The sequence below is a fragment of the Pseudomonas sp. KBN10P06128 genome (genome assembly GCF_037574945.1).
GTDB classification, from domain to species: Bacteria; Pseudomonadota; Gammaproteobacteria; order Pseudomonadales; family Pseudomonadaceae; genus Pseudomonas; species Pseudomonas aeruginosa.
Map to the genome: position 1 here is coordinate 2,447,326 of NZ_JBBELR010000001.1, position 23,657 is coordinate 2,470,982.

Below are 23,657 nucleotides of genomic sequence, written 5' to 3' on the forward strand. Positions count from 1 at the left end.
TCCGATTGGCTTGGCCCGGCGCTTGCGCCGGGCTTTTTTTCGCCTCGTTTCTCTCAGGGGATCGCCAGGCGGCCGATCCGGTCATTTTCCAGGCTGCCGAAGTAGAGCTGGTCGCCCACCGGCTTCGCCGAGGTGATCATGCGCAGGTGGTGGCCGCTGGTGTCGTGCAGGCTGCGGACGATCCTGCCCTGTTCGTCGATGGCGATGACCAGCCCGTAGGCGGTCGGCTTGGGCAGGAACATGCGCGGCAGCTTGGCCAGCTGCGCCTTCAACCAGGGATGCCGGTGGAGGAAGTCGGCGTCGGCCTTGCGCGGGGTCGGCAGGGCCACCCAGAAGGTACCTTTGCGGTCGCCCTGGAGGTTGTCCGGCAAGCCCGGCAGGTTGTCGATGAACACCTCGTGCTGGCCGGCCTTCTCGCCTTTCAGCCAGTAGCGGGTGATGCGATAGCGGTAGGTCTCGTTGACCAGTACGAAGTCCTCGTTTGCCGAGAGTGCCACGCCATTGGCGAAGTACAGGTCCTTGAGCAGCACCTCGGTCTTGCCGGTGGACGGGTCGTAGCGCAGCAGGCGGCCGTGCGGTCGGGCCTCGAGCAGGTCGAGGATGTAGTCGGGCTGATGGAACTTGCTGGAAGCGTCGCTGAAGTAGATGCGGCCGTCGCTGGCGATGTCGAGGTCGTCGGTGAAGGCGAAGGGGACGCCGTCGGCCTCGGTGGCGAGGGTTTCCACCTTGCCCTGCGGATCGATGCGCAGCAGGCCTTTCCAGGCGTCGGCGAGGATCAGGTTGCCGGCGGCATCGAAGTCCATGCCCAGCGGGCGGCCGCCGGTGTCGACGAAGGTCTCGACCTTGCCGCTGGCATCCAGGCGTACCACGCGGCCGTCGGCGAGACCGGCATAGACGCGGCCCTGGCTGTCCACGGCGGTGTCCTCGGGGCCGTGCAGTTGGCCCTGGCCAAGCAGCTCGGCCTTCATCAGGGTGTCGTTGGGTTCGAGGACCCCGGTCATCTGCGGAGCGGCCGGGGCATCCCAGGCGAGCGGGTCGATCGGGCTGGTCTTCAGGGCCAGGTAAAGAGCCGCGCCAGCCAGCAGGAGGACGATTATTCCGCTGAGCTTCTTCATGCAGTTCCCTTGTTCGGATTGTCGGACAAGGGGCGGAGTATGGACATTCGCTACGTTCATCGGCAAGCGCGGTGCCGAGCGGAATGCTCGCAGGGCGCGAGGCTCTATATAATGCGCCGCACTTGACCAAGGAGATGTTCGTGACCGCGCCCGAAATCCAGTGGATCCGCGATGATGCCAGCCTGGCGCAGCAATGCCGGGAATGGCGCACACAGCCGTACCTCGCGCTCGATACCGAGTTCATGCGCGTCGATACCTTCTATCCCGCGGCCGGTCTGGTGCAGGTGGGCGATGGCCGGCAGGAGTGGCTGATCGATCCGCTGCTGATCCAGGACTGGAGTCCCTTCGCCGAACTGCTCGAAGACGAGCGGGTGGTGAAGGTGCTGCACGCCTGTAGCGAAGACCTTGAGGTGTTCCTGCGCCTCACCGGCAGCCTGCCGGTGCCGCTGTTCGATACGCAGTTGGCCGCCGCCTATCTCGGCATGGCCCATTCGATGGGCTATTCGAAGCTGGTGAAGGAGGTGCTGGACATCGACCTGCCCAAGGACGAGACCCGTTCCGACTGGTTGCAACGGCCGCTCACCGAGATGCAGATGCGCTACGCCGCCGACGACGTCCAGCACCTCGCCCAGGTCTACCTGGCCCTGGATGCGCGGCTGAGCGAGGAGAAACGCGCCTGGCTGCTGGAGGACGGCGCCGAACTGGTCGCCAACCTCTGCCGCGAGAGCGATCCGCGCGAGGCCTACCGCGAGGTCAAGCTGGGTTGGCGGCTGCGTCCGCAGCAACTGGCGGTGCTCCGCGAACTCTGCGCCTGGCGCGAGGAGCAGGCACGCCTGCGCAACCGGCCGCGCAACCACGTGCTGCGCGAACGCACCCTGTGGCCGCTGGCGCGCCTGCTGCCGAAGAACAAGACCGACCTGGCGGCGATCGAGGACATGCATCCGCGCACCGTGCGCCAGGACGGCGACTTCCTCATCGAACTGATCGCCCAGGCTGCGCGCCTGCCGCAGAGCGAATGGCCCGAGGCGCTGCCCGAGCCGCTGCCGCCGGAGGTCACCCCGCTGCTCAAGAGCCTGCGCGCCATCGGCCAGCGCGAAGCGGAGACCCTGGGCATGGCGCCCGAGCTGATGCTGCGCAAGAAGATCCTCGAGGCACTGCTCAAGAGCGGCTATCCCGACGGTCCCTACGAACTACCCGATTCCCTCCGCGGCTGGCGCCGCGAACGCATGGGCCAGGCCCTGCTGGACGCCCTGGAGAGCGCATGAAACGAATCTGTTCCGTTTACAAGAGCCCGCGCAAGAACGAGATGTACCTCTACGTCGACAAGCGCGAGGCGTTGAGCCGCGTGCCCGAGGCCCTGCTGGTGCCGTTCGGCGCGCCGCAACATGTCTTCGACCTGCTGCTCACCCCCGAGCGCCAACTGGCCCGCGAGGATGTCGCCAAGGTCCTGGAGAACATCGAGAAGCAGGGCTTCCACCTGCAGATGCCGCCGGGCGAAGAAGAGTACATCGAGCATCTCCCGGAAGAGTTGCTGCGCATGAACGACCCGCTCTGACGCGAGCCGTACCCCGCTGGCGCCGGCTTACCGGCGCCACTTTCACGACGTGAAACCCGCTCTGTGCAAGGCTGCGCCTTCGGTGCATGATGTCCGCAAGATGTCGCACGATAGCGGAACCCCTGGCAGCGACCGTGGTCTACCAGCGCCAATCCTGCTGCTCTCGAGGGCTTCCCTCCAGGAGCCGTGATGCATGAAAGAACAATATTCTCCGGCCTGATCGCCAGCCCTTGTCCGGCTTGGCAGTGTGACCCATGCGCTTGCTGATTCTCGAACGTGACCACGCTCTCTATGCCGCGCTGCTGATGGCGGCCGACCCCAGCCTGAAGGTGGTGGCGGGGGACGACCCCCTGCAACTCATCGACGCCGCCAGCGAGTGCTCGATCTGGCTCGGCCAGCCCGACCTGGTGGCGCAGATGCTGCGCCAGGGCGTGCATCCGGTCTGGGTGCAGTCGACCTGGGCGGGCATCACGCCACTGCTGGCCGCCGACCTGCCGAAGGATTACAGCCTGACACGCGCGGTAGGCATCTTCGGCCAGGTGATGAGCGAATACCTGCTGACCTACATGCTCGCCCACGAGCGCCAGTTCCTCGGCCGGCTGGCCAGCCAGGTCGGTTCGCAATGGGATAGCCGCACGCCTGGCGGGTTGCGTGGCCGGCAGGCGGTGATCGTGGGTACCGGGGAGATCGGCCAGGCGGTGGCGCATACCCTGTCCGGCTTCGGCATGGACCTGACCGGGGTGGCGAAGAATCCGCGTTCGCTGGTGCCGTTCAACCGCATGGGCTCGCTCGACGACCTCGGTCGCCTGGTGGAGACGGCCGACTACCTGATCAACCTGCTGCCCGACACCCCCGATACCCACGACATCTACGACCGTGCGCTGTTCGCCCGGCTCAAATCCACGGCGCTGTTCATCAACGCCGGGCGTGGCGTCGCGGTGGTGGACGCCGACCTGGTGGCAGCACTGGAGAACAACCAGCTGGCCGGCGCGGTGATCGACGTCTGCCGCGAAGAGCCGCTGCCGGCCAATCACCTGTTCTGGCATACCCCGCGCCTCTTGCTGACCGGCCACACCGCCGCGCCGACCCTGCCGGGGGCGATGGTCGAACTGTTCCGCGACAACCTCGCGCGCTTCTGGGCGGGCACCGCCATGCGTGGCGAGGTGGACTTCGCTCGCGGCTACTGAGCCGCGTTCCCTCAGGCGGCGAGCGGGAGCAGCGGATTCACCTCGACGGTGATGTGCACCAGTTCCTCATGCTCGGCCAGGCGGCGCTTGAAGTAGTCGGCGCTGCCTTCCTCGGTGGTCAGCAGACTCAGCAGGCAGGCGTACCTGCCCTGGCCGACCTGCCATAGGTGCAGGTCGAGCAGTTCCGCCGGCAGCGGGCTGCTGGCGATCGCCGCGCGGATTTCCGCAGCCACCGGCGCGTCCATCTGCGCATCCAGCAATACCCGGCTGCTCTGCCGGATCAGGCCGCATGCCCAGACACTGACCAGTACCGCGCCGACGATACCCATCAGCGGGTCCAGCCAGGCCGCGTTCCACAGCAGGCCGCCGGCCAGCGCGACGATCGCCAGCAGCGAGGTGGCGGCATCCGCCAGCACGTGCAGGTAGGCGGCGCGCAGATTCAGGTCGTGTCCGTGGGCATGATGGTCGTGGTCGTGGTCGTGGTCGTGGTGCGAGTGGCCGTGCCCGTGGTGGGCATGGCCGTCGCGCAGCAGCCAGGCGCAGGCGAGGTTGACCAGCAGGCCGAGCGCGGCGACCAGCATCGCCTGCTGGTAGTGGATCGGGCTGGGGTCGAGCAGGCGTTCGACCGACTGATAGAGCATCAGCCCGGCCACCAGCAGAAGCAGCAGGGCGCTGGTGTAGCTGCCGAGCACCTCGATCTTCCAGGTACCGAAGCTGAAGCGCGGGTCGTTGGCATAGCGCCGTGCGGCGCCGTAGGCGAGTATCGCAAGACCCAGGGCCAGGGCATGGGAACTCATGTGCCAGCCGTCGGCAAGCAGGGCCATGGAGTTGAACAGCCAGCCGCCGGCGATTTCCGCGACCATCATGCAGGCGGTGAGCAATACCGCCCAGCGCGTGTTGCGCTCGGCCAGCGGGTTGCCCTGGTCGAACCGATGGGAGTGGCGCAGGGGCCGGGTAGTCGGGGTGCCGGGCATTGGCTACTGTCCTGTCGAGACGTCGAAAATATACTATACCCCAGTATATTACCTTGAGGAGAGAGCGGTGGCCCATACCATCCATGGGAAGAAGAAGCTCCTGGCGCGGGTGCGCCGCATCGCCGGGCAGACCCGGGCGCTGGAGCAGGCGCTGGAAGAGGGCAGCGAATGCGCGGCAGTGCTGCAGCAGATCGCGGCGATCCGCGGTGCGGTGAACGGCCTGATGAACGAAGTGCTGGAGGGGCACATCCGCGAACACCTCGGCACCGAGCAGGCGAGCGCGGAGCAGCGTCGCGAAGACCTGGAGCTGGTGGTGACCGCGCTGCGCTCCTACCTGAAGTAGTCATGTGCCGGCCGGTGCTTGGCCTGGAAGGGGCGGGGGACTAGACTATCGCGCCTTTTCACCAGCCCCCGATGCCATGGCCGCCAAAGTCGAACCCTTCTGGAAACGCAAGACCCTCGCCCAACTCGACCAGGACGAGTGGGAGTCGCTGTGCGACGGTTGCGGCCTGTGCTGCCTGCAGAAGCTCGAGGACGAGGACGACGGCAGCGTCTACTACACGCGTATCGCCTGCAAGCTGCTCGACCTGCAAAGCTGCCGCTGCACCAACTACGCCGAGCGCATCCGTTTCGTCCCCGACTGCATCCAGCTCACCCCGGCGCAGGCCGACGAGTTCCAGTGGTTGCCGCCGACCTGCGGCTATCGCCTGGTTGCCGAAGGCAAGGACCTGCCGCTCTGGCACCACCTGGTCTGCGGCGACCCGGAGCGGGTCCACAAGGAACGCATTTCCCAGTCCGGGCGCATGCTCAGCGAGACCCAGGTGGCCGAGGACGACTGGGAGGACTACCTGATCTTCCGCGCCGGCTGAGCTCGCGTCCGTCGCACTTCCTTACCTTGTGAAATGATATGTATTATCATTCGCATATTTGCGAAGGGACTTCCGTATCCGACGGAAGCGGGGAGGCGAGGTGTTGCAGCGGGTCAACGGCGCGGGGGGCGCCGCCGGAGGATGCACGGATGGATGAGCGCTTCCGTGGTTCCGTCTCGCATGCCTATCAGGCGTTCCATGGCGAGTTGCTGCGCTTCCTGCGCAAGCACCTGGGCAGTTCGGCGGACGCCGCCGACCTCGCCCAGGATACTTTCGCCCAGTGGCTGAAATGGCCGGGCCGGCAATCGGTCGAGCAGCCGCGCGCATTTCTTTTCCAGATCGCCCGCAACTTGTTGCGCGACCATTGGCGCCGGCAGCAGAGCCGCGGCCAGGATCTCGACCGGCCGGCGGCGAACGACGAACCCGCCGCGCTGGAAGGCGAGGCGGCCGGGCCGGGCGAGCGTTTCGAACAGCAGCAGCGCCTCAGCCACCTGGCGGCCGCGCTGGCCGAGCTGCCGCCGCGGCGGCGCGAAGCGTTCGTCCTGCACAAGTTCGACGGCCTGTCCCAGGTCGAAGTGGCCGAGCGCATGGGAATCTCCCTGAGCATGGTGGAAAAGCACATCGCCAGCGCCTTGCTGCACTGCAAGCGGCGGCTTGGCCAGGGAGGCGAAGGATGAAGCCGCTGGAACGACTGGAACCGCTGTTCGCCGACGAAACCGAAGAGGACATCGATCACCGCGCCGCCTACTGGTTCAGCCGGCGTCGTTCCGGGCATTTCAGCGCTGCCTGCCGGGCCGAGCTGGAGGATTGGCTATGCGCCGATCCGCGCCATCGCGAAGCGCTCGAGGGCATGGAGCGGCTCTGGCGCGAATTCGACGGCCTGCCGCGCCCGGCGCTGGACGATATTCCCGAACCGGTGCCGGCCTGGCGCCTGCCCCGGGCGCTGGCGGCGGCGTTCTTCGTGTTCTGCGCGCTGCTCGTCGCCACCCTGTTCTGGCGCGACCAGTCGCTCGGGCCGAACCTCGCCTACGGCACGGCGCCTGGCGAGCAGCGCGAGGTGGTCCTGGCGGACGGCTCGAAGCTGTTCCTCGACGTCGATACCCAAGTGCAGGTGCGTTACGCCGAGCGCACCCGCGACGTGCTGTTGAAGAAAGGCGAGGTGTTCTTCGTGGTCAGCCACGATCCGGCCCGGCCGTTCCGGGTCGGCAGCGGCGACAGCCGGGTCACCGTACTCGGTACCCAGTTCAGCGTCCGGCGCAACGCGCAGGCCCTCGCCGTGGCGGTGAAACAGGGGCGCGTGGCGTTGCAGCCGTCCCTGGAGAAGGATGCCGAACATGTGCTGCTGGCTGGCGACAGCGCGCGCCTGGACCTCGCCGACCAGCGCCTGGAACTCGGCCATGTGGCGCCGGAGCAGGTCGCCAGTTGGCGCGATGGGCAACTGGTGTTCCGCGACAAGCCGCTGGGCGAACTGGTGGAGGAACTGTCGCGCTATCGTGCCGCGCCGATCCGCCTGGGAGATCCCCGGCTTGCCGACAAGCGGGTCTCCGGTACGGTGCGGATCGCCCGCCCCGACGATTTTCTCCTCGCTCTGCCGGCGCTATTGCCGGTGCGGGTACAGCCGCAGGCTGGCGGTGAGGTGCTGATCCTGGCGCGCTGAGGCGCGTCGTCAGCATTAATGAAAATATTTTTCATTCGCATATGTGGGTTTTTCTCCCTGCTGCGTCTTCTCTGCTGTCCGTCGCCGCTGCCGGCGACATCCAGCAGTCACTTGGGGAGAGTTCCAGCATGACCTTGCCTTTCACCCGCGCCGCCTGGCGCCCGCTGTGTTCCGCCGCCGTGCTCGGCGCCGCGTTGTGGGCCGCCGGCGCCAGCGCTGCCGAACGACGCTTCGACCTGCCGGCGCAGCCGCTGGCCGCCTCGCTGTCGCGCCTGGCGCAGCAGGCGCAGGTCCAGGTGCTGTTCGACGAGTCGCTCCTGCGGGGCCTGCGCGCTCCGGCGCTGAGCGGCAGCTACGGGGTGCGCGAGGCGCTGGAGCGGTTGCTGGTCGGTTCCGAGCTGGAGCTGGTGGAGGCGGGCGGCGGCTACGTGGTGCGCCAGCGCCAGGTCGACGCCTACAGCGACAACGCACTGCAACTGGACGCGCAGACCATCGTCGGCAACGGTCGCGAAGTGGACGCCAGCAACGTCGGCCGTTCGACCCTGACCCGGCGGGATATCGAACGCCAGCAGGCGGACAACATCCCCAGCCTGCTGCAGACCCTGCCCGGAGTGACCATGGGCGGCTCGCCCAAGCCGGGCGGACAGACCACCAACATCTGGGGCCTGGGTGACGCCGAGGACGTGCCCTATACCCTGGACGGCGCGCAGAAGAGCGGCTTCGAGCGTTACCAGCAAGGCACCGTGTTCATCGAACCGGAAATGATCAAGCGCATCGAGGTGGAGAAGGGGCCGCACTCGGTGTTCACCGGCAATGGCGGCTTCGGCGGCACCGTGCACATGGAGACCAAGGACGCGCCGGACCTGCTGCGCGAAGGCCGCGACGTCGGCGCCATGCTCAAGTACGGCTATCACTCCAACGACCAGCAGAAGATCTACTCCGGCGCCGTGTTCGGTCGCAGCGAAGACCGCCGCGTCGATGCCCTGCTCTACCTCAACGGCCGCGACGGCCGCGACATGAAGCTGGCCGACAACCTGCCGCTGTCGCCCACCGACTACCCGATCAACCCCAAGCGCCTGCCCAACAGCGCCCAGGACGAGAAGACCGGCCTGTTCAAGCTCAACCTGCACCCCACCGAGGAGCACGACCTGGGCTTCACCTACCTGCGCTCGAAAAGCTCGCGCTGGACGCCGTTCTCCGCCAGCAGCTACCCGACCCCGCCGAGCCAGTGGACCATCGACCGTTACGGCTACGAGCTGGGCCTGACCCGCCTGCTGGCCCACCGCGATACCACCGACACCACCTGGACCGGCAAGTACAACTACCATCCGCTGGACAACCCCTGGATCGACCTGCAACTGAGCTATTCCGACGCCCGCACCGAGCAACTCGACCGTCGCGAGGACACCGCCTTCTACCAGCTCGCCACCGGCGGCAAGCGGATGCGTACCGAGTACCAGGACAAGGTCCTGGAACTGCGCAACACCAGCCGTTTCGATACCGGAGCGCTACAGCACGAGCTGACCCTGGGCGCGGCGCTGCACAAGCACAAGCGCGACATCCTCATGCACATGCCGGGCAAGACCTATGAGACCCCGCGCTACAACTACGGCTGGCTGCAACCGGCATTCATGCCGGCCGGCAAGCAGGACACGCAGAGCTTCTACATCCAGGACGCGATCACCTACGGCAGCCTGACCGTCACTCCATCGATGCGCTTCGACAGCGTGCGCAACGACGGCCAGGCCAACCTGGCGCCGATCTACGACAATCCCAAGCTCGGCCATGACTATCGCGCCCAGACCTACTCCGGCTGGTCGCCGCGGCTGTCGGTGTTCTGGACCGCGACGCCGAACCTGGCGTTCTTCGCCGACTACACCGAGACTTGGCGAGCGCCGGTGATCGACGAACAGTACGAAGTGCAGAACAGTTCGACCATCGGCGGCAGCAGCCGCGACCTGGACGCCGAGCGCATCCATGCGATCCGTGGCGGCAGCGTGATCAACCTGCCGGACCTGCTGGTCGCCGGCGACAGCCTGCAGATCCGCACCACGTTGTTCCAGAACCGCATCAAGGACGAGATATTCCGCACCCGCAGCGTCGGCTGCCGCCAGCAGTCGATCGACAACGGTAGTATCGGCGGTAGCTGCGGCGACATGCTGCCGCTGAGCAACTACCGCAACCTGCCGGGCCTGACCATCAAGGGCTTCGAAATCGAGAGCTTCTACGACAGCCAGCGGCTGTTCGGCAGCCTGTCCTACTCGTGGATGACCGGCAAGCACGATGGTGCCTACAGCAATCCCTGGGGACCGAACGTGTGGGCGCGCGACATCCCGCCGCCGAAGTGGGTGGCCATGCTCGGCCTGAAGGTTCCGGAATGGGACGCCAAGCTCGGCTGGCAGGGCGAGTTCGTGCGCAAGACCGACCGCCTGCCCAGCGATCGCTACAGCGGCGGGATGGGTACCGGTTCCGGCGATATCTACTGGGATCACGCGGCCAACGACAGCTACGACACCCATCGGCTGTTCGCCGAGTGGGTCCCGGCCAAGCTGGGCCTGAAGGACACCCGCATCGACTTCACCGTGGACAACCTGTTCAACCGCTCCTATCGCCAGCCGCTGGGCGGCGACCTGGTCTACAGCCAGGGACGCAACGCCAAGATCAGCGTCACCCAGTTCTTCTGAGGGGCGTCAGCGCACCGAACCGATGCGCCGGGTGTCCTCGGCATACCAGACGACGAACACCCGGCCGACCAGGTCGGCGCGCGGTACGTAGCCCCAGTAGCGGCTGTCGTTGGAGTTGTCGCGGTTGTCGCCGAGCATGAAGTAGTGGCCGGCGGGGACGGTCCGCTCGGCCATGCGCAGGGAGTCCGGCTGGCGCAGCGCCTGCTGCGCCAGGTAGGGCTCGGTCACCTGGTGGTCATTGACGTAGAGCCGGCCGCCATCGATCCGCACGCGATCGCCGGGTATCCCGGCGATGCGCTTCACATAGGCGATGCTGCGCTGCGGCGGGAAGCGGAACACCACCAGGTCGCCGACCTGCGGTTCGGCGAAGGCGTAGCGCGCGGCGTTGGCGAGGATGAAGTCGCCCTGTTGCAAGGTCGGTTCCATCGAGCGCGAAGGGATCTTGTACAGCGCCACGCCGAGGAGCCGCGCGCGCGGGTCGAGACTGGCGGTGCCGAACGGATTCGCCAGGTAGACGGCCAGCATGATCGCGGCGAGCAGGCCCATGGCGGGCCAGAAGCGTCGTTTCACGAAGGTTCCCTTTTTCGTGGCGGAAGGCCGGCGTCGCCGGCCCCCGCGGTCGTCATACCAGGCCGAGGACCTTGAGCAGGAAGGCGTATTCCAGCGCCACGTCCTTCAGCCCCTGGTAGCGGCCGCTCATGCCGCCGTGGCCGGCGCCGAGGTCGGTCTTGAGCAACAGCAGGTTGGCGTCGGTCCTGGTCGCCCGCAGTTTCGCCACCCACTTGGCGGCTTCCCAGTACTGCACGCGGCTGTCGTTGTAGCCGGCGACCACCAGCAGGTGCGGGTAGTCCTGGGCCCTGACGTTCTCGTAGGGCGCGTAGGCGGCGATCCGCGCATGCACCTCGGGCTCCTGCGGGTTGCCCCACTCGTCGTATTCGGTGACGGTCAGCGGCAGGTCCGGATTGAGCATGCTGTTCAGCACGTCGACGAACGGCACCTCGGCGATCGCCGCGCCGAACAGTTGCGGGCGCTGGTTGAGCACCGCGCCGATCAACAGCCCGCCGGCGCTGCCGCCGCTGATGGCGAGGCCCTCGGGACGGCAGTAGCCCTCGGCGAGCAGGTGCTCGGCGCAGGCGATGAAGTCGTCGAAGCTGTTCTGCTTGTGTTCCAGCTTGCCGGCCCGGTACCAGGCTTCGCCCAGTTCGCCGCCGCCACGGACATGGGCGATGGCGAAGACGAAGCCGCGTTCGAGCAGGCTCAGGCGGGCGTGGGAGAACCAGGGATCGAGGCTATGCCCGTAGGCGCCGTAGCCATAGAGATAGAGCGGCGCGGGGCGCCCGGCGGCGATGCTGTCGAGGACTTCCTTGCGCGCCACCAGGCTGACCGGCACCTGCGTGCCGTCGCCGCTGCTGGCCCAGATGCGCCGGCTGGCGTAGGCGTCGGCGTCGAAGGGGCCTTCCACCGGGGTCTGCTTGAGGACGGTCTGCGTGCCATCGGCGAGGTTCAGCTGGCGTACCTGCGCCGGACGGTTCAGGGCCTCGTAGCGCAGTCGCACGCAGGGGCTGTCGAATTCCAGGCTGTCCTGCACGTAGAGGCTGTAGGCGGCGTCCGGCAACTGCACGCGGTAGGCCGGCAGGCCCTGCGGTTGCACCTCGATCACCGGCAGGCCGCCGTCGCGCAGGCCGAGGATCACCGCCTCGGCGTTCAGGCTGACATCTTCCAGGGTCCGCTGCGGGTCGTGGGCCACGCGCAGTTGCCAGTGCTCGCGAGTCGGCCGCGACTCCTCGGCCTGGTAGAGGGCGAAGTTGATCCCCGCCTGGTTGCTGCGGATCAGCCACAGGCCCCGGCCGTCGAGGCGACCGTGGTCGGGGTAGTACTCGTGGCCTTCTTCGCGCGGCGCCAGGCAACGGAACGGTCCCTGCGGCTGGTCGGCGTCGAGCACCCAGGCCTCGCTGGTGGTCTTGCTGTTGAGCAGGAGGATCAGCTGGCGTTCCGAGCTGGAGCGGTAGCAGTGCAGGAAGAAGCGCCCGTCGCCTTCCTCGAACACCAGCTCGGCGCCGGCCTCGCCCAGGCGGTGGCGATAGAGCTTGTGCGGGCGGTGGGTGTCGTCCAGCTCGCCGAAGAACAGCGTGCGGTTGTCGTTGGCCCAGGTCAGGCTGCCGTCGCAGTCGTCGAAGGGCAGGGCCTGCACCGCGCCGCTGGCGAGATCCTTGACGAACAGGCGGTAGATCTCGTCGCCGCTGGTGTCCAGGCTGTAGGCCAGCAGACTCTGGTCGGGGCTGATGCTGAAGGCGCCGAGGGAGAGGAAGCCGCCGTCGGCCAACTGGTTGGGATCGAGCAACAGTTGCTCGGCGCCTTCGTCGACCGCCAGGCTGCCGTCCGCCGGACGTGGGCAGCGGTAGTGGCGCGGGTATTCAGCGCCGGCGGTGGTGCGCTGGTAGTACAGCCACGGACCCCAGGGACTGGGCAACGACAGGTCGGTCTCGCGGATGCGTCCCCTGATCTCCTCGAACAGGGTCTCGCGCAACCCGGCCTGGTCGGCCAGTTCGCTATCCAGGTAGGCGTTCTCGGCCTTCAGGTAGTCGAGCACCTCCGGGGCGTCGCGCTCCTCCAGCCAGGCGTAGGGGTCGCGTCCGGCGTCGCGGCGGGCGATGGGGGGCTGCGGATGGGGCATCGGGAATCCTCGTCGGTCCGGCCATGCGCGAGGCCGGGAAATCTGAATAAAACTGGCGGCGCGGCGCCCGTCATCGGTGGGTAGGCGCGTCGGCATGCAAAAGCGGCTATCATAAGCCCCCCATCACCGCTATCGCCACGCACGCCGCATGAATGAACAAGACTATCTGATCGCCTGGGGCGCCTACGCCATCGCCGGACTCGGCCTGATGCTGGTGTTCTGGCTGATGACCGGCTGGATGTGGCGCTGGCTGCGCGAACCCCTGCGGCTGATCGTCTTCATCCTGCTGTTCACGCCGACTCCGGTGGACCCGCAGAACGACCTCTACGCCCCGGCCATCGCGATCACCGCGCTGGACGTCGTGTTCAAGGTCGGCAACAACGCCTGGCGCGCGGTCTCCGACCTGGCCCTGGTGGCGCTGCTGGGTTTCGGCCTGTACCTGCTGATCGCCGCCATCCGCTGGCCGCTGGAGCGGGCCTGGAAGAATCGCCGGCATCCGTCGCAGGATGCCGAGGACGAGCCGACCCTGCGGCAGATGATGCAGCCCGAGTTGATGCCGGACGTCGACACCCGCACCGACGAGCACGGCGACCGGCGCATGCGCATCGAGCCGCGCCTGTAGCCTTTCGCGACGAAATCCATTCTTGCACTACGCCCGGCAGGCGTTCAGCATGAGGCGAGGCCTATGTCGGGATTTCCCATGGATTGCGTGTTCTGCGCCATAGCGGGTGGCCGCGAGCCGGCGCACAGACTCTTCGAGGACGAGCATTTCATCGTCCTGCTGGACATCTTTCCGCTGCGACCGGCGCACGTGCTGATCGTAGCCCGCGAGCACGCCCCGCACCTGAGCGATCTTTCCGCCGCCGCCCGCGACGCCCTCCCGGCGCTCGCCGAGCGTACCGGTCGCGCGTTGCGCCGGGCCGGTTTCGGCGTGGAAGGCATCAACCTGTTGCTCAACGATGGCGTGGCGGCCAACCAGCACGTGGCGCACCTGCATCTGCATCTGATTCCCCGGCGTCGCGGCGACCTGCCGCGACTGCTCTGGCGCGCCCTGACCCGTTTCCTGCCGATCGGTCGCGCGAGCCTGCAGGCGCGTCTGCAGCGGGAAGGAGAACTACTACGTACAGCCTTGCTCAGGGAGGTTTGAGCCATGTGTGAACTATTGGGCATGAGCGCCAACGTCCCGACGGACATCGTCTTCAGCTTCACCGGACTGATGCAGCGCGGCGGCGGCACCGGCCCGCACCGCGACGGTTGGGGCATCGCCTTCTACGAAGGACGCGGCGTGCGGCTGTTCCAGGACCCGCTGGCGAGCGTCGATTCGGAGGTGGCGCGGCTGGTGCAGCGCTTCCCGATCAAGAGCGAGACGGTCATCGGGCACATCCGCCAGGCCAACGTCGGCAAGGTCGGGCTGAGCAACACCCACCCCTTCATCCGCGAACTCGGCGGGCGCTACTGGACCTTCGCGCACAATGGCCAACTGGCCGACTTCCAGCCCAAGCCCGGCTTCTACCGCCCGGTCGGCGAGACCGACAGCGAGGCGGCCTTCTGCGACCTGCTGAACCGCGTGCGCCGGGCTTTCCCCGAGCCGGTGCCGGTGGAGGTGCTGTTGCCGGTGCTGATCTCGGCCTGTGACGAATATCGCAAGAAAGGCGTGTTCAATGCCCTGATCAGCGACGGCGACTGGCTGTTCACCTTCTGCTCCAGCAAACTCGCCTACATTACCCGCCGCGCGCCGTTCGGCCCGGCACGGTTGAAGGATGCCGACCTGACCGTGGACTTCCATGCGGAAACCACGCCGGACGACGTGGTCACGGTGATCGCCACCGAGCCGCTCACCGACAACGAGAACTGGACCTTGCAGCAGAGCGGCGAGTGGGTCCTCTGGTGGGGCGGCGAGGTGTTGGCCAAGGGGCGGGTCTGAATCGCCGCCGTGGACGAGGAGAGCGCATGTTCCGCAGTTACCTGAGACTGGTGCTGTTCACCCTGGGCCTGCTGCTCGGGGTGCAGGTGCCCGGCTTCATCGACGACTACGCCAAACGCGTCGACGCCCATCGCCTGGAGGCCGCGCAGAACATCCAGGGCTTCCAGCAGACCGCCGGGCAGTTCTTCAACGGCAGCCTGGAGGAACTGGTCAGGCATTACCGCAGCAACAGCGATCCGGTGTTCCAGCGCGACGGCGAGAACCTCGACCGCCTGATGCGCCGCGCGCGCATGCTCGACGCCGAGTGGCAGGCCATGCAGGGGCCCTGGTACGCCCGCGCCTGGCACATGCTGCGCGCACCGAACCATGAGTTGCTGATGGAAACCTATGCCAGCTACAGCTACCAGGTCCTGCTCAAGCCCGAGGTGATCGCCTGGGGCCTGGGCTGCGCCTTGCTGGTCGCCTGGATCGCCGAGCTGATCGTGTATTCGCTGGCCTCGCTGTTCGGCTTCGGCGAAGACCGCCGCACCCGCGAGCGTCACTGGAGCTGACGGCGCGACTCAGGCCGCCGCCAGTTCCAGGAACGCCCTGATCACCCGCAGGCCGCGGCGCTTCTCCAGGCAGCCGATCAGGTGGCAGTTGGTCAGCTCGGGACCGACCAGCGGCACCGCGCGAACCCGCGGATCGTTGCCGACCTCCAGGGAAGACACCACGCCGACGCCCAGTTCGGCGGCCACCGCTTCGGTCACCGCTTCCCGGCTGTCCAGCTCCAGCAGCACCCGCGGCTGCACGCCCTGGCTGGCGCAGGCGCGGTCGAAGGTGCGGCGGGTGATCGAGCCGGGTTCGCGCAGCACCATGATCTGCTGGTCGAGTTCTTCCAGCGGTACGCCTTCGCTGCGTTCGCACCAGGGATGCTGGCGAGGCAGCAGGGCGCAGATGCGCGAATTCACCAACTCCTCCAGGAACAGCCCGGGACGCGCCTCGACCTCGGTCAGCACGGCGACGTCGACGTGTTCGCTGAGCAGCGCCGCGAGGGTTTCCTGGGCGTTGCCCAGGCGCAGGTTGACGGTGATTCCCGGATAGCTCGCGCGCAGCCGGGCGAGCATTGGCATCACCAGGTGCGGGCCGTCGGCGGCGACCTCGAGGCGGCCGGAGACCAATTGTCGATTGGCGTCGAGCAGGGCCTCGGCTTCTTCCTCCAGGGCGAACAGGGTGCGTGTGATCGCCACCAGGCGCGAGCCTTCCTCGGTCAGTTCGATGCGCCGGGCGGTGCGTCGGAACAGGGTGACCTGGTAGTGCTCCTCGAGTGCCTTGACGTGTCCGGTCACCGCCGGCTGGCTGATGCACAGGCGCTCGGCGGCGCGGGTGAAACTGCCTTCGCGGGCGACGGCGTCGAAGGCGCGGAGCTGGAAGAGATTCATGGTATCGGCCTGGCTTATGGCTGGCATCGGAACAAACAATTTGAACGATAGTAGCGCGGCGCTCACCTTATGTCTCCAGGCTTCCCCGGAACGCCGGCGCGGAACGACCGCCCGGGCCGCGAAGCCCGATCCGGTTTCTTTCGCCGATTCCCGCAGAGGAAATGAGCATGAGCACTGCCGAACGCGCACCCATCCTGCTGACCCCCGGTCCGCTGACCACCTCCTACCGTACCCGTCGGGCGATGATGGTCGACTGGGGCTCCTGGGACAGCGATTTCAACGAACTCACCGCCAGCGTCTGCCAGCGCCTGCTGAAGATCGTCGGCGGCGAAGGCAGCCACACCTGCGTACCGTTGCAGGGCAGCGGCACCTTCGCCGTGGAAGCGGCGATCGGCACCCTGGTGCCGCGCGACGGCAAGGTCCTGGTGTTGATCAACGGTGCCTACGGCAAGCGCCTGGCGAAGATCTGCGAGGTCCTGCAACGGCCCTTCAGCACCTTCGAGACCGAAGAGAACGTGCCGACCACCGCCGCTGACGTCGAGCGCCTGCTGGCCGCCGATCCGGCGATCAGCCATGTGGCGCTGATCCACTGCGAGACCAGCACCGGCATCCTCAATCCGCTCGAGGCCATCGCCAAGGTCGTCGAGCGTCACGGCAAGCGCCTGATCGTCGATGCCATGAGCTCCTTCGGGGCGATCGGGATCGATGCCCGGAAAGTTCCGTTCGATGCCTTGATCGCCGCCTCCGGCAAGTGCCTGGAGGGCGTCCCCGGGATGGGCTTCGTCTTCGCCCGCAGCGCCGCCCTGGAAGCCAGCGCCGGCAACTGCCACTCCCTGGCCATGGACCTGCAGGACCAGCACGCCTACATGCGCAAGACCGGGCAGTGGCGCTTCACCCCGCCGACCCATGTGGTCGCCGCCCTGCACGAAGCGCTCAGCCAGTACGAAGAGGAGGGCGGCCTGCCGGCGCGCCAGCGGCGCTACGCGAGCAATTGCGAAACGCTGCTCGGCGAGATGGCCCGGCTCGGTTTCCGCAGCTTCCTGCCGGCGGAAATCCAGGCGCCGATCATCGTTACCTTCCACGCGCCGCGCGATCCGCGCTACCGCTTCGCCGACTTCTACCAACGCGTGCGGGAGAAGGGCTTCATCCTCTATCCGGGCAAGTTGACCCAGGTGGAAACCTTCCGCGTCGGCTGCATCGGCCACGTCGACGCCGCGGAGATGCGGCAGGCGGTCGCCGCCATCGGCGAGGCGCTGCGCGAACTGGAAGTCCTCGAGATCTGAACTGAACGACAACGAGCAGAAAAGGGTTCACGACAATGAATTACAACCAGCCAGCCACCCTCCAGGCCGCCATCCTCGACTGGGCGGGAACCGTGGTCGATTTCGGCTCCTTCGCGCCGACCCAGATCTTCGTCGAGGCCTTCGCCGAATTCGGCGTCCAGGTCAGCCTGGAGGAAGCGCGCGGTCCGATGGGAATGGGCAAGTGGGACCACATCCGCACCCTCTGCGACATCCCGGCGATCGCCGAGCGCTACCGCGCCGTCTTCGGCCGCCTGCCCAGCGACGACGATGTCACCGCCATCTACGAGCGCTTCATGCCGCTGCAGATCGAAAAGATCGCCGAACATTCGGCGCTGATCCCCGGCGCCCTGCAGGCGATCGCCGAACTCCGCGGGATGGGCCTGAAGATCGGTTCCTGTTCCGGCTACCCGGCGCTGGTGATGGAGAAGGTGGTAGCCCTGGCCGAGACCAACGGCTACGTCGCCGACCACGTGGTGGCCACCGACGAAGTGCCCAACGGCCGGCCATGGCCGGCCCAGGCGCTGGCCAACGTGATCGCCCTGGGGATCGACGATGTGGCGGCCTGCGTGAAGGTCGACGACACCTGGCCGGGTATCCTCGAAGGGCGCCGCGCCGGGATGTGGACGGTGGCGCTGACCTGCTCGGGCAATGCCCTGGGCCTCACCTACGAGCAGTACAAGGCGCTGCCGGCGGCCGAACTGGAGCGCGAGCGGACGCGTATCGAACAGATGTTCGAAGGTTCGCGTCCGCACTACCTGATCGAGACCATCGCCGAGCTGCCAGCGGTGGTCCGCGACATCAATGCGCGCCTGGCGCGCGGCGAGATGCCGCAGGGTAACTGAGCCACGTCTGTGCCGAGGCCGCCGCGGGCAACCGCGGCGGCCTCGGTTTTCTAACCGGCGTCCGGGTGCCCCAGGCGAGTCTTGAGGAAGTCGATGAACGCGCGGACCTTCGACGGCAGGTGGCGGGTCGGCGGATAAACGGCATGCACGCCCTGGAGCGGAAACCCGTGGTCCGCCAGCAGGCGTTGCAGTGCGCCGCAGCGCAAGTCGGCCTGCACCAGCCAGTCCGGCAGCACGGCGATACCCAGGCCGTCGAGGGCAAAGGCGCGCAGGGCCGCGGCGTTGTCGGCCAGCAGCATGGGATGGCGCGGTCCGCGGTAGCTGCGCAGGGCGCCGTCGGGGGCGCGTACTTGCCAGGGCAGGGAGTCCGCCAGCCGGCTGTGACCGAGATTCTGCAGGCGCTCCAGACTCTCCAGGTCGGTCGGCGGCGGTTCGCCGAGCGCCGCCAGGCAGGCCGGGCTGGCCACCGCCAGGACCTCGAAGCTGGCCAGTTGCACCGCATGGTGGGTGGAGTCCTCCAGGCGCCCCAGGCGGATCGCGACGTCGAAGCGTTCGCCAATCAGGTCGGCATGCAGCGATGAGGTCGACAATTGTACCTGCAACGCCGGGTGCAGCCGGGCGAATGCCTGCAGGGCCGGCACCAGTTGGCGCAGGCCGTATTCCTGGGTGGTGGTGACGCGCAGGCTGCCACGCAGTTCGCCATGCTCGGCGCGGGCGTCGTCGATGGCCAGGCGCGCCTCGTCGAGCACCTTCACGCAGCGCTGGTAGAAGCATTCGCCAGCATCGGTCAGGGCCATCCGCCGGGTGCTGCGGCTGAGCAGAGAAACGCCCAGCTCGGCCTCCAGCCGCTTGAGGTTGAAGCTGACTACCGCACGCGTCTGGCCGAGGGTGTCGGCGGCGGCGCTGAGGGAACCGCAGTCGACCACGGCGCGAAAGGTTTCGAAGCGGTCGAGGCTGACCATGGAAGGCGACCCTATTGTCAAATTCGATTTGACAGTCTATGCGCGATTAGCCTCTCCAGATAGCGCGAGCGCCTCGCTATGCTCCCCGGCAAACCTCCGGAGCGCCCATGAATCAACCGTCCCGCCTGGCCACTTTGTACCTGCTGGGGTTCGCCCTGGACCTGGTGAACATCTTCATCGCCAGCGTCGCCTACCCGGACATCGGGCGTTCCCTTGGCGCTTCGGTGGCGACCCTGGCGTGGATCGGCAACACCTACCTGCTCGGCTTGACCCTGGTGATTCCGTTGAGCGTCTGGCTCGCTTCGCGCCTGGGAGAACGGCGACTGATGCTGCTGGCACTGGCCGGTTTCGCCAGCGCTTCGCTGGGTTGCGGCCTGGCTGGATCGGCGGCGACGTTGATCGTCTGGCGCCTGTGCCAGGGGTTGGCCGGCGGGTTACTGATCCCCCTCGGCCAGGCCATGGCCTATCGGAATGTCCCGGCGTCGGCACGGGCCGGCCTGACCGCACGGGTGATGCTGGTGGCGCTGATCGTTCCCGCCGTGGCGCCTGCCCTCGGCGGCTGGCTGGTGGACAGCCTGTCCTGGCGTGGGATCTTCTTCGCCAGCGTGGCGCCGGCGCTGCTGGTGCTGGCCCTGGCGATGCGCTGGCTGCCCAGGCACAAGCATGCGGCGCAGCGCCTGGACCTGCGCGGCCTGCTGCTCGGCTCGGCGGCGCTGGCCACGCTGCTGGTGGCGCTCGCCTGGCTGGGATCGCCCGGCGGCGGCGGGCGTGGCCTGCTCCTGGCGCTGCTGGCCTGCGTGCTGGGCTGCTGCTACTGGCGTGACGGGCGCGCTCGTACCGACGCGCTGCTCGACCTTGGCTTGCTGGAGGCGCCATTGCTGCGTACGGCGATGCTGGTCTATCTCTGCGTGCCGGGAGCCTTCATGGGCGCCAACCTGGTCGCCATGCTCTATCTGCAAGGCCCCCTCGGCCTCAGCGCGAGCCGTGCCGGTGCGCTGATGCTGCCCTGGGCGCTGGCGGCCGGCCTGGCCATCGGCCTGACCCGGCGACGCTTCAATCGCTGGGGGCCGAAATCCTTGCTGCTGGCGGGCATGGCGATACAGGCCGGCGGCCTGCTGTGGCTGGCTCGAAGCGGGGAGGGGAGCGGCTTCTGGCAACTGGCGGGGGCCTACGCGACCATGGGATTCGGCGGCAGCCTGTGTAGCAGCGCGGCACAGGGCATGGCCTTGCTCGACGTCCCGGCGGCGCGCATGGGCCATGCCAGCGCCTTGTGGAACATCAATCGGCAACTGGCGTTCTGCCTGGGCATGGCCGTGCTCGGTGGGTTGCTCAACCTGTTGCAGGCGCGGGCCGACCCCGCGGCCTTCGTCCACTGCTTCCTGTTCGCCGCCGCTTTCACGCTATTGCCTCTGCCGTGGGTGAGGCGTATCGATTCCGCCGGGGTTCGCGCCCTGGTCCAGACCTGAAAGGAGCTACACCATGACTTGTGCCTACCGCCGGGAAATCCACCATGCCCACGTGGCGATCCGCGACTGGCTGGCCGGCGACTCACGGGCTGACGCGCTGGATGCGTTGATGGCGCGTTTCGCCGAGGACTTCTCGATGGTCACGCCGCATGGCGTGGTCCTGGACAAGACTGCTCTGGGCGAGCTGTTCCGCAGCAAGGGCGGCACCCGTCCTGGGCTGCGCATCGAGATCGACGGCGAGAGTCTGCTGGCTTCAGGCGTGGATGGCGCGACCCTAGCCTATCGGGAAATCCAGTCCGACGCGGCGGGTCGCAGCGAGCGCCTGTCCACCGTAGTCCTGCACCGTGACGACGAAGGGCGGCTGTACTGGCGCCACCTGCAGGAAACCTTCTGCGGCTGAGCCTGCCTCAGTCGCTGGCACCGAGCAGGCGCAGGAAGGCATCGGCGAGTTCGCCGGCCAGCGGCTGGGTATCCAGGCGGCCGCCGGCGATGGCGTCGTCGGCGGCGCCATGCAGCCCGGAGTAGAGCAGCAGGGCGTTCAGCCGTGGGTTGCGCAGCGGCCAGGCGCCGGCCGCCGCGCCGTTCTCCAGTAGCTCCGCCAATTGCTCCAGCACGCGGTCGCGCTCCTGGTTGCCGCGCTGGTGGTGATGGTGCTCGCTGTAGACCACATCGTGCAGCCGGTAGCCCTCCAGGTAGCCCGCCAGGCCGCTCTCGGTCCAGGCGCGCAGGCGGCCGGGATGGTCGTTCGCCGGACAGGCCTCGACGGCATTCGCGATGCGCTGCTGGAAAGCCTGGGTGAAGCGCTCGCGCAGGGCCAGGAGGATGTCGGTCTTGGCTTGGAAGTAGTGATAGAAGGTACCCTTGGCGACCCCCGCGGCAGCGACGATGTCGCTGATGGTGGTGGCGTCCACACCCTTGTCTAGGAACAGTTGCTGCGCCGCCGCCATCAGTTCCTCGAGACGAACCTCCGCAGGCTTGGTGCGCGGTTGGCGGGCAGGCTGTTCGGCGTGGCGATCGGGCATGGAGCGCGGATCCGGTGGTTGGGTTGGCGGCAGTGTAAAAGAGCGTGGAGGGGAAGACGAGGCATGACAGGAAGATGAGAATGTTTCGCGATATTTATTGACTGACCGTCGGTCAATGGATTATTCCTGGGCCAGCGCCCTCTCATCGGAGTACTCCATGAACCCTTCGCGTCGTGTCGCCCTGGTCGCCGCCATTTACCTGGGAACCTTCATCGCCTCGCTCGACATCAGCATCGTCAACCTCGCCCTGCCGACGCTGCAGTACGCCCTGGATACCGACCTGGCCGGCCTGCAGTGGGTGGTCGACGCCTATGCGCTGTGCCTGAGCGCCTTCATGCTGTCTTCCGGACCGCTGAGCGACCGCTACGGCCGCAAGCTGACCTGGCTGCTCGGGGTCGGCCTGTTCAGCTTCGGTTCGCTGCTCTGCGCGCTGGCCACCTCGCTGCCGCTGCTGCTGTTCGGACGCGCGGTCCAGGGCATCGCCGGGGCGCTGTTGATACCCGGCGCGCTGTCGATCCTTACCCAGGCTTTCCACGATCCCGGCCAGCGCGCCCAGGTGATCGGCGGCTGGACCTCCTTCAGCGCGCTGTCGCTGATCCTCGGCCCGCTGCTCGGCGGCCTGCTGGTGGAGCACGCCGGCTGGCAGAGCATCTTCCTGATCAACCTGCCGCTCGGCCTGCTGGCGCTCGCCCTGGGCCTGTGGGGCATCGAGGAAACCGCGCACCCCGAGCACGCCGCCTTCGATCCCCTGGGGCAGTTGCTCAGCGTGGTCTGGCTGGGAGCGTTGACCTACGCCCTGATCGCCGCGGGAGAGGGCGGCTGGTTGTCTCCCACGGCCTGGCCGGCGCTGCTCCTGGCCGGGGTCGGCCTGCTTGGCTTCCTCTTCGTCGAGCGGCGGACCGCCCGACCGCTGCTGCCCCTGGGGTTGTTCCGCCAGGCCGGGTTCGCCGTCTGCAACCTGGCCTCGTTCGTCCTCGGTTTTTCCGGCTACGCCAGCCTGTTCTTCCTCTCCCTGTTCTTCCAGCAGGTGCAGGGTGCCTCGGCGCAGCAGGCCGGCTTCTACCTGGCGCCGCAGTTCCTCGCCATGGGCGCACTGTCCATGCTGTTCGGCCGGTTGCAGCGGCACGTACCGCTGCGACGCCTGCTGGTGCTGGGCTACCTGGTGATCGGCCTGGCCATGCTGGCGCTGGCCGCTTGCGGTACGGGAACCGCGTATCCCTGGGTCGGCCTGTTGCTGGTGGCGCTCGGCCTGGGCATGGGCCTGGCCGTTCCCGGCACCGGTCTGGCGGTCATGGCGAGCGTGGCCCGCGAGCGTTCCGGGATGGCCTCGGCGACCATGAATACCCTGCGCCAGGCCGGCATGGCCGTCGGCATCGCGTTGCTGGGAGCGCTGCTGAGCGGGCGGGCGATCGTCGTCCTGGGCGATCGGCTGGAGGAGCTGGGGATTGCCGATGCGCAACGGCTCGCCACCCAGGCGGTCACGTCCCATCGCTTGCCTGGTTCCCTGGCGGGGCTCGACGCCGAGCTGCCGGCCGCGCTGGCCGAGGGCTTCCGTCTGGCTATGCTGGTGGCCGGAGCCAGCGCCCTGCTGGCCGCCGCGCTGCTCTGGTGCCTGCGCGTTAGCGCCGGCCCGACGGCGGATACAGTTGGCGCATCTGGACGAACGGCAGGGGTACAGTTGCAGGCCGATAGACGCTGACTCTCGGGTCACGATGCTGGCGCGGGGGCGATTTCCTTGCGCTATGCTGCTCGAAGCGAAGAATATTCGCGTATTCCAACTGTTGTGCTAGGGTATGACCTGCGACAACCTGTCGCAGGCAGGTAAAAGCCCTACTTTATCTATGTTTGAGAAAGTCTATTGCAAGATGTGTCATAGGCTCCTCAGCTGAAATGAATTGTAATAACTGACGCTCAGTTTCGGTCCAACGAGCGTCGCGCGAGTCTCTGCTCCGCATCGCGATAAATGGGTTCCTGCCTTGCCTGTTGCACAACAAATAGCCG

The 23,657-nt window shown here is 67.4% G+C and carries 24 protein-coding genes; 17 read left to right on the forward strand and 7 right to left on the reverse strand.

From position 1 onward, the window contains the following. Positions 1 to 53: 53 nt before the first annotated feature. Entirely contained in the window at positions 54 to 1,115 is a 1,062-nt protein-coding gene (locus VQ065_RS11670; RefSeq protein ID WP_003082649.1) for an SMP-30/gluconolactonase/LRE family protein, read from the reverse strand. A 140-nt stretch (positions 1,116 to 1,255) separates the two neighbouring features. Here VQ065_RS11670 and rnd point away from each other — a divergent pair, with 140 nt between their 5' ends. From rnd to VQ065_RS11685, 3 genes are all read left to right on the forward strand, one after another. Then, positions 1,256 to 2,380, forward strand: coding sequence for a ribonuclease D (rnd, locus tag VQ065_RS11675; RefSeq protein ID WP_003086813.1), 1,125 nt, complete (start codon positions 1,256 to 1,258; stop codon positions 2,378 to 2,380). Next, positions 2,377 to 2,670 (forward strand): YcgL domain-containing protein, encoded by a 294-nt coding sequence (locus VQ065_RS11680; RefSeq protein WP_003082651.1) that lies wholly within the window; start codon positions 2,377 to 2,379, stop codon positions 2,668 to 2,670. The genes rnd and VQ065_RS11680 overlap by 4 nt, the downstream gene beginning before the upstream one ends. A 254-nt stretch (positions 2,671 to 2,924) precedes the next feature. Next, positions 2,925 to 3,857 (forward strand): D-2-hydroxyacid dehydrogenase, encoded by a 933-nt coding sequence (locus VQ065_RS11685; RefSeq protein WP_003086815.1) that lies wholly within the window; start codon positions 2,925 to 2,927, stop codon positions 3,855 to 3,857. An 11-nt stretch (positions 3,858 to 3,868) separates the two neighbouring features. On the opposite strand, the gene aitP is transcribed toward VQ065_RS11685, so the two are convergent. Then, positions 3,869 to 4,831: a CDF family iron/cobalt efflux transporter AitP gene (gene aitP / locus VQ065_RS11690; RefSeq protein ID WP_023101411.1), complete on the reverse strand. Its 963-nt coding sequence runs from the start codon at positions 4,829 to 4,831 to the stop codon at positions 3,869 to 3,871. Between the two features lie 67 nt (positions 4,832 to 4,898). On the opposite strand from aitP, the gene VQ065_RS11695 reads away from it, so the two are divergent. The 5 genes from VQ065_RS11695 (at position 4,899) to hxuC (ending at position 10,041) form a co-directional block, all read left to right on the forward strand. Beyond that, complete coding sequence (locus VQ065_RS11695) at positions 4,899 to 5,174, forward strand: metal/formaldehyde-sensitive transcriptional repressor (RefSeq protein WP_003086819.1); 276 nt, start codon at positions 4,899 to 4,901, stop codon at positions 5,172 to 5,174. Positions 5,175 to 5,250: 76 nt separating this feature from the next. Further along, positions 5,251 to 5,700 carry a YcgN family cysteine cluster protein gene (locus VQ065_RS11700; RefSeq protein WP_003082662.1) on the forward strand — a complete coding sequence of 150 codons (450 nt, stop codon included), beginning with the start codon at positions 5,251 to 5,253 and terminating at the stop codon, positions 5,698 to 5,700. Positions 5,701 to 5,849: 149 nt separating this feature from the next. Further along, complete coding sequence (locus tag VQ065_RS11705; RefSeq protein ID WP_003082669.1) at positions 5,850 to 6,377, forward strand: RNA polymerase sigma factor; 528 nt, start codon at positions 5,850 to 5,852, stop codon at positions 6,375 to 6,377. Further along, the gene (locus VQ065_RS11710; RefSeq protein WP_003086822.1) at positions 6,374 to 7,357 is read left to right on the forward strand and encodes a FecR family protein; all 984 of its coding nucleotides are present in this window, start codon (positions 6,374 to 6,376) and stop codon (positions 7,355 to 7,357) included. Before VQ065_RS11705 ends, VQ065_RS11710 begins: the two co-directional genes overlap by 4 nt. A 128-nt stretch (positions 7,358 to 7,485) precedes the next feature. Further along, complete coding sequence (gene hxuC / locus VQ065_RS11715) at positions 7,486 to 10,041, forward strand: heme receptor HxuC (RefSeq protein WP_014603684.1); 2,556 nt, start codon at positions 7,486 to 7,488, stop codon at positions 10,039 to 10,041. Positions 10,042 to 10,047: 6 nt separating this feature from the next. On the opposite strand, the gene lepB is transcribed toward hxuC, so the two are convergent. Both lepB and VQ065_RS11725 read right to left on the reverse strand, forming a co-directional pair. Beyond that, positions 10,048 to 10,587, reverse strand: a complete 540-nt coding sequence (gene lepB, locus VQ065_RS11720) for a signal peptidase I (protein ID WP_023098699.1) — start codon at positions 10,585 to 10,587, stop codon at positions 10,048 to 10,050. Between the two features lie 76 nt (positions 10,588 to 10,663). Next, positions 10,664 to 12,715: a S9 family peptidase gene (locus tag VQ065_RS11725; protein ID WP_340080404.1), complete on the reverse strand. Its 2,052-nt coding sequence runs from the start codon at positions 12,713 to 12,715 to the stop codon at positions 10,664 to 10,666. A gap of 148 nt (positions 12,716 to 12,863) precedes the next feature. Here VQ065_RS11725 and VQ065_RS11730 point away from each other — a divergent pair, with 148 nt between their 5' ends. The 4 genes from VQ065_RS11730 (at position 12,864) to VQ065_RS11745 (ending at position 15,190) form a co-directional block, all read left to right on the forward strand. Further along, positions 12,864 to 13,337, forward strand: coding sequence for a hypothetical protein (locus tag VQ065_RS11730; RefSeq protein WP_003086834.1), 474 nt, complete (start codon positions 12,864 to 12,866; stop codon positions 13,335 to 13,337). 63 nt (positions 13,338 to 13,400) lie between these two features. Beyond that, positions 13,401 to 13,862, forward strand: a complete 462-nt coding sequence (locus VQ065_RS11735) for an HIT family protein (RefSeq protein WP_003086845.1) — start codon at positions 13,401 to 13,403, stop codon at positions 13,860 to 13,862. 3 nt (positions 13,863 to 13,865) lie between these two features. Further along, positions 13,866 to 14,639 (forward strand): class II glutamine amidotransferase, encoded by a 774-nt coding sequence (locus VQ065_RS11740; protein WP_003082680.1) that lies wholly within the window; start codon positions 13,866 to 13,868, stop codon positions 14,637 to 14,639. A gap of 26 nt (positions 14,640 to 14,665) precedes the next feature. After that, positions 14,666 to 15,190, forward strand: a complete 525-nt coding sequence (locus tag VQ065_RS11745) for a DUF2937 family protein (RefSeq protein WP_003086848.1) — start codon at positions 14,666 to 14,668, stop codon at positions 15,188 to 15,190. Between the two features lie 9 nt (positions 15,191 to 15,199). Here VQ065_RS11745 and VQ065_RS11750 read toward each other — a convergent pair whose 3' ends face one another. Next, positions 15,200 to 16,060, reverse strand: coding sequence for a LysR substrate-binding domain-containing protein (locus tag VQ065_RS11750; RefSeq protein WP_003109262.1), 861 nt, complete (start codon positions 16,058 to 16,060; stop codon positions 15,200 to 15,202). A 167-nt stretch (positions 16,061 to 16,227) separates the two neighbouring features. On the opposite strand from VQ065_RS11750, the gene phnW reads away from it, so the two are divergent. Both phnW and phnX read left to right on the forward strand, forming a co-directional pair. Then, positions 16,228 to 17,343, forward strand: a complete 1,116-nt coding sequence (phnW, locus tag VQ065_RS11755) for a 2-aminoethylphosphonate--pyruvate transaminase (protein WP_003086851.1) — start codon at positions 16,228 to 16,230, stop codon at positions 17,341 to 17,343. A 35-nt stretch (positions 17,344 to 17,378) separates the two neighbouring features. After that, positions 17,379 to 18,206: a phosphonoacetaldehyde hydrolase gene (phnX, locus tag VQ065_RS11760; protein ID WP_003086852.1), complete on the forward strand. Its 828-nt coding sequence runs from the start codon at positions 17,379 to 17,381 to the stop codon at positions 18,204 to 18,206. Positions 18,207 to 18,256: 50 nt separating this feature from the next. Here phnX and VQ065_RS11765 read toward each other — a convergent pair whose 3' ends face one another. Further along, entirely contained in the window at positions 18,257 to 19,168 is a 912-nt protein-coding gene (locus VQ065_RS11765) for a LysR family transcriptional regulator (protein ID WP_003086853.1), read from the reverse strand. Positions 19,169 to 19,275: 107 nt separating this feature from the next. Here VQ065_RS11765 and VQ065_RS11770 point away from each other — a divergent pair, with 107 nt between their 5' ends. Both VQ065_RS11770 and VQ065_RS11775 read left to right on the forward strand, forming a co-directional pair. Then, the gene (locus tag VQ065_RS11770) at positions 19,276 to 20,634 is read left to right on the forward strand and encodes an MDR family MFS transporter (RefSeq protein WP_003082692.1); all 1,359 of its coding nucleotides are present in this window, start codon (positions 19,276 to 19,278) and stop codon (positions 20,632 to 20,634) included. 13 nt (positions 20,635 to 20,647) lie between these two features. After that, positions 20,648 to 21,034: a DUF4440 domain-containing protein gene (locus VQ065_RS11775; RefSeq protein WP_003082694.1), complete on the forward strand. Its 387-nt coding sequence runs from the start codon at positions 20,648 to 20,650 to the stop codon at positions 21,032 to 21,034. A 7-nt stretch (positions 21,035 to 21,041) separates the two neighbouring features. On the opposite strand, the gene VQ065_RS11780 is transcribed toward VQ065_RS11775, so the two are convergent. Beyond that, positions 21,042 to 21,656: a TetR/AcrR family transcriptional regulator gene (locus VQ065_RS11780; protein ID WP_003082696.1), complete on the reverse strand. Its 615-nt coding sequence runs from the start codon at positions 21,654 to 21,656 to the stop codon at positions 21,042 to 21,044. 157 nt (positions 21,657 to 21,813) lie between these two features. On the opposite strand from VQ065_RS11780, the gene VQ065_RS11785 reads away from it, so the two are divergent. Further along, positions 21,814 to 23,355, forward strand: coding sequence for an MFS transporter (locus VQ065_RS11785; RefSeq protein ID WP_003086854.1), 1,542 nt, complete (start codon positions 21,814 to 21,816; stop codon positions 23,353 to 23,355). Positions 23,356 to 23,657: the final 302 nt, after the last annotated feature.

Bases quoted from the DNA above. Each gene is read 5' to 3' on its own strand.
- hxuC (WP_014603684.1), top strand. From the start codon at position 7,486: ATGACCTTGCCTTTCACCCGCGCCGCCTGGCGCCCGCTGTGTTCCGCC.
- VQ065_RS11745 (WP_003086848.1), top strand. From the start codon at position 14,666: ATGTTCCGCAGTTACCTGAGACTGGTGCTGTTCACCCTGGGCCTGCTG.
- VQ065_RS11710 (WP_003086822.1), top strand. From the start codon at position 6,374: ATGAAGCCGCTGGAACGACTGGAACCGCTGTTCGCCGACGAAACCGAA.
- aitP (WP_023101411.1), bottom strand. From the start codon at position 4,831: ATGCCCGGCACCCCGACTACCCGGCCCCTGCGCCACTCCCATCGGTTC.
- VQ065_RS11775 (WP_003082694.1), top strand. From the start codon at position 20,648: ATGACTTGTGCCTACCGCCGGGAAATCCACCATGCCCACGTGGCGATC.
- VQ065_RS11700 (WP_003082662.1), top strand. From the start codon at position 5,251: ATGGCCGCCAAAGTCGAACCCTTCTGGAAACGCAAGACCCTCGCCCAA.
- VQ065_RS11735 (WP_003086845.1), top strand. From the start codon at position 13,401: ATGTCGGGATTTCCCATGGATTGCGTGTTCTGCGCCATAGCGGGTGGC.
- VQ065_RS11705 (WP_003082669.1), top strand. From the start codon at position 5,850: ATGGATGAGCGCTTCCGTGGTTCCGTCTCGCATGCCTATCAGGCGTTC.
- VQ065_RS11730 (WP_003086834.1), top strand. From the start codon at position 12,864: ATGAATGAACAAGACTATCTGATCGCCTGGGGCGCCTACGCCATCGCC.
- VQ065_RS11770 (WP_003082692.1), top strand. From the start codon at position 19,276: ATGAATCAACCGTCCCGCCTGGCCACTTTGTACCTGCTGGGGTTCGCC.
- VQ065_RS11765 (WP_003086853.1), bottom strand. From the start codon at position 19,168: ATGGTCAGCCTCGACCGCTTCGAAACCTTTCGCGCCGTGGTCGACTGC.
- VQ065_RS11740 (WP_003082680.1), top strand. From the start codon at position 13,866: ATGTGTGAACTATTGGGCATGAGCGCCAACGTCCCGACGGACATCGTC.
- VQ065_RS11680 (WP_003082651.1), top strand. From the start codon at position 2,377: ATGAAACGAATCTGTTCCGTTTACAAGAGCCCGCGCAAGAACGAGATG.
- VQ065_RS11785 (WP_003086854.1), top strand. From the start codon at position 21,814: ATGAACCCTTCGCGTCGTGTCGCCCTGGTCGCCGCCATTTACCTGGGA.
- phnX (WP_003086852.1), top strand. From the start codon at position 17,379: ATGAATTACAACCAGCCAGCCACCCTCCAGGCCGCCATCCTCGACTGG.
- VQ065_RS11725 (WP_340080404.1), bottom strand. From the start codon at position 12,715: ATGCCCCATCCGCAGCCCCCCATCGCCCGCCGCGACGCCGGACGCGAC.
- lepB (WP_023098699.1), bottom strand. From the start codon at position 10,587: ATGGGCCTGCTCGCCGCGATCATGCTGGCCGTCTACCTGGCGAATCCG.
- VQ065_RS11685 (WP_003086815.1), top strand. From the start codon at position 2,925: ATGCGCTTGCTGATTCTCGAACGTGACCACGCTCTCTATGCCGCGCTG.
- VQ065_RS11670 (WP_003082649.1), bottom strand. From the start codon at position 1,115: ATGAAGAAGCTCAGCGGAATAATCGTCCTCCTGCTGGCTGGCGCGGCT.
- VQ065_RS11750 (WP_003109262.1), bottom strand. From the start codon at position 16,060: ATGAATCTCTTCCAGCTCCGCGCCTTCGACGCCGTCGCCCGCGAAGGC.
- phnW (WP_003086851.1), top strand. From the start codon at position 16,228: ATGAGCACTGCCGAACGCGCACCCATCCTGCTGACCCCCGGTCCGCTG.
- VQ065_RS11780 (WP_003082696.1), bottom strand. From the start codon at position 21,656: ATGCCCGATCGCCACGCCGAACAGCCTGCCCGCCAACCGCGCACCAAG.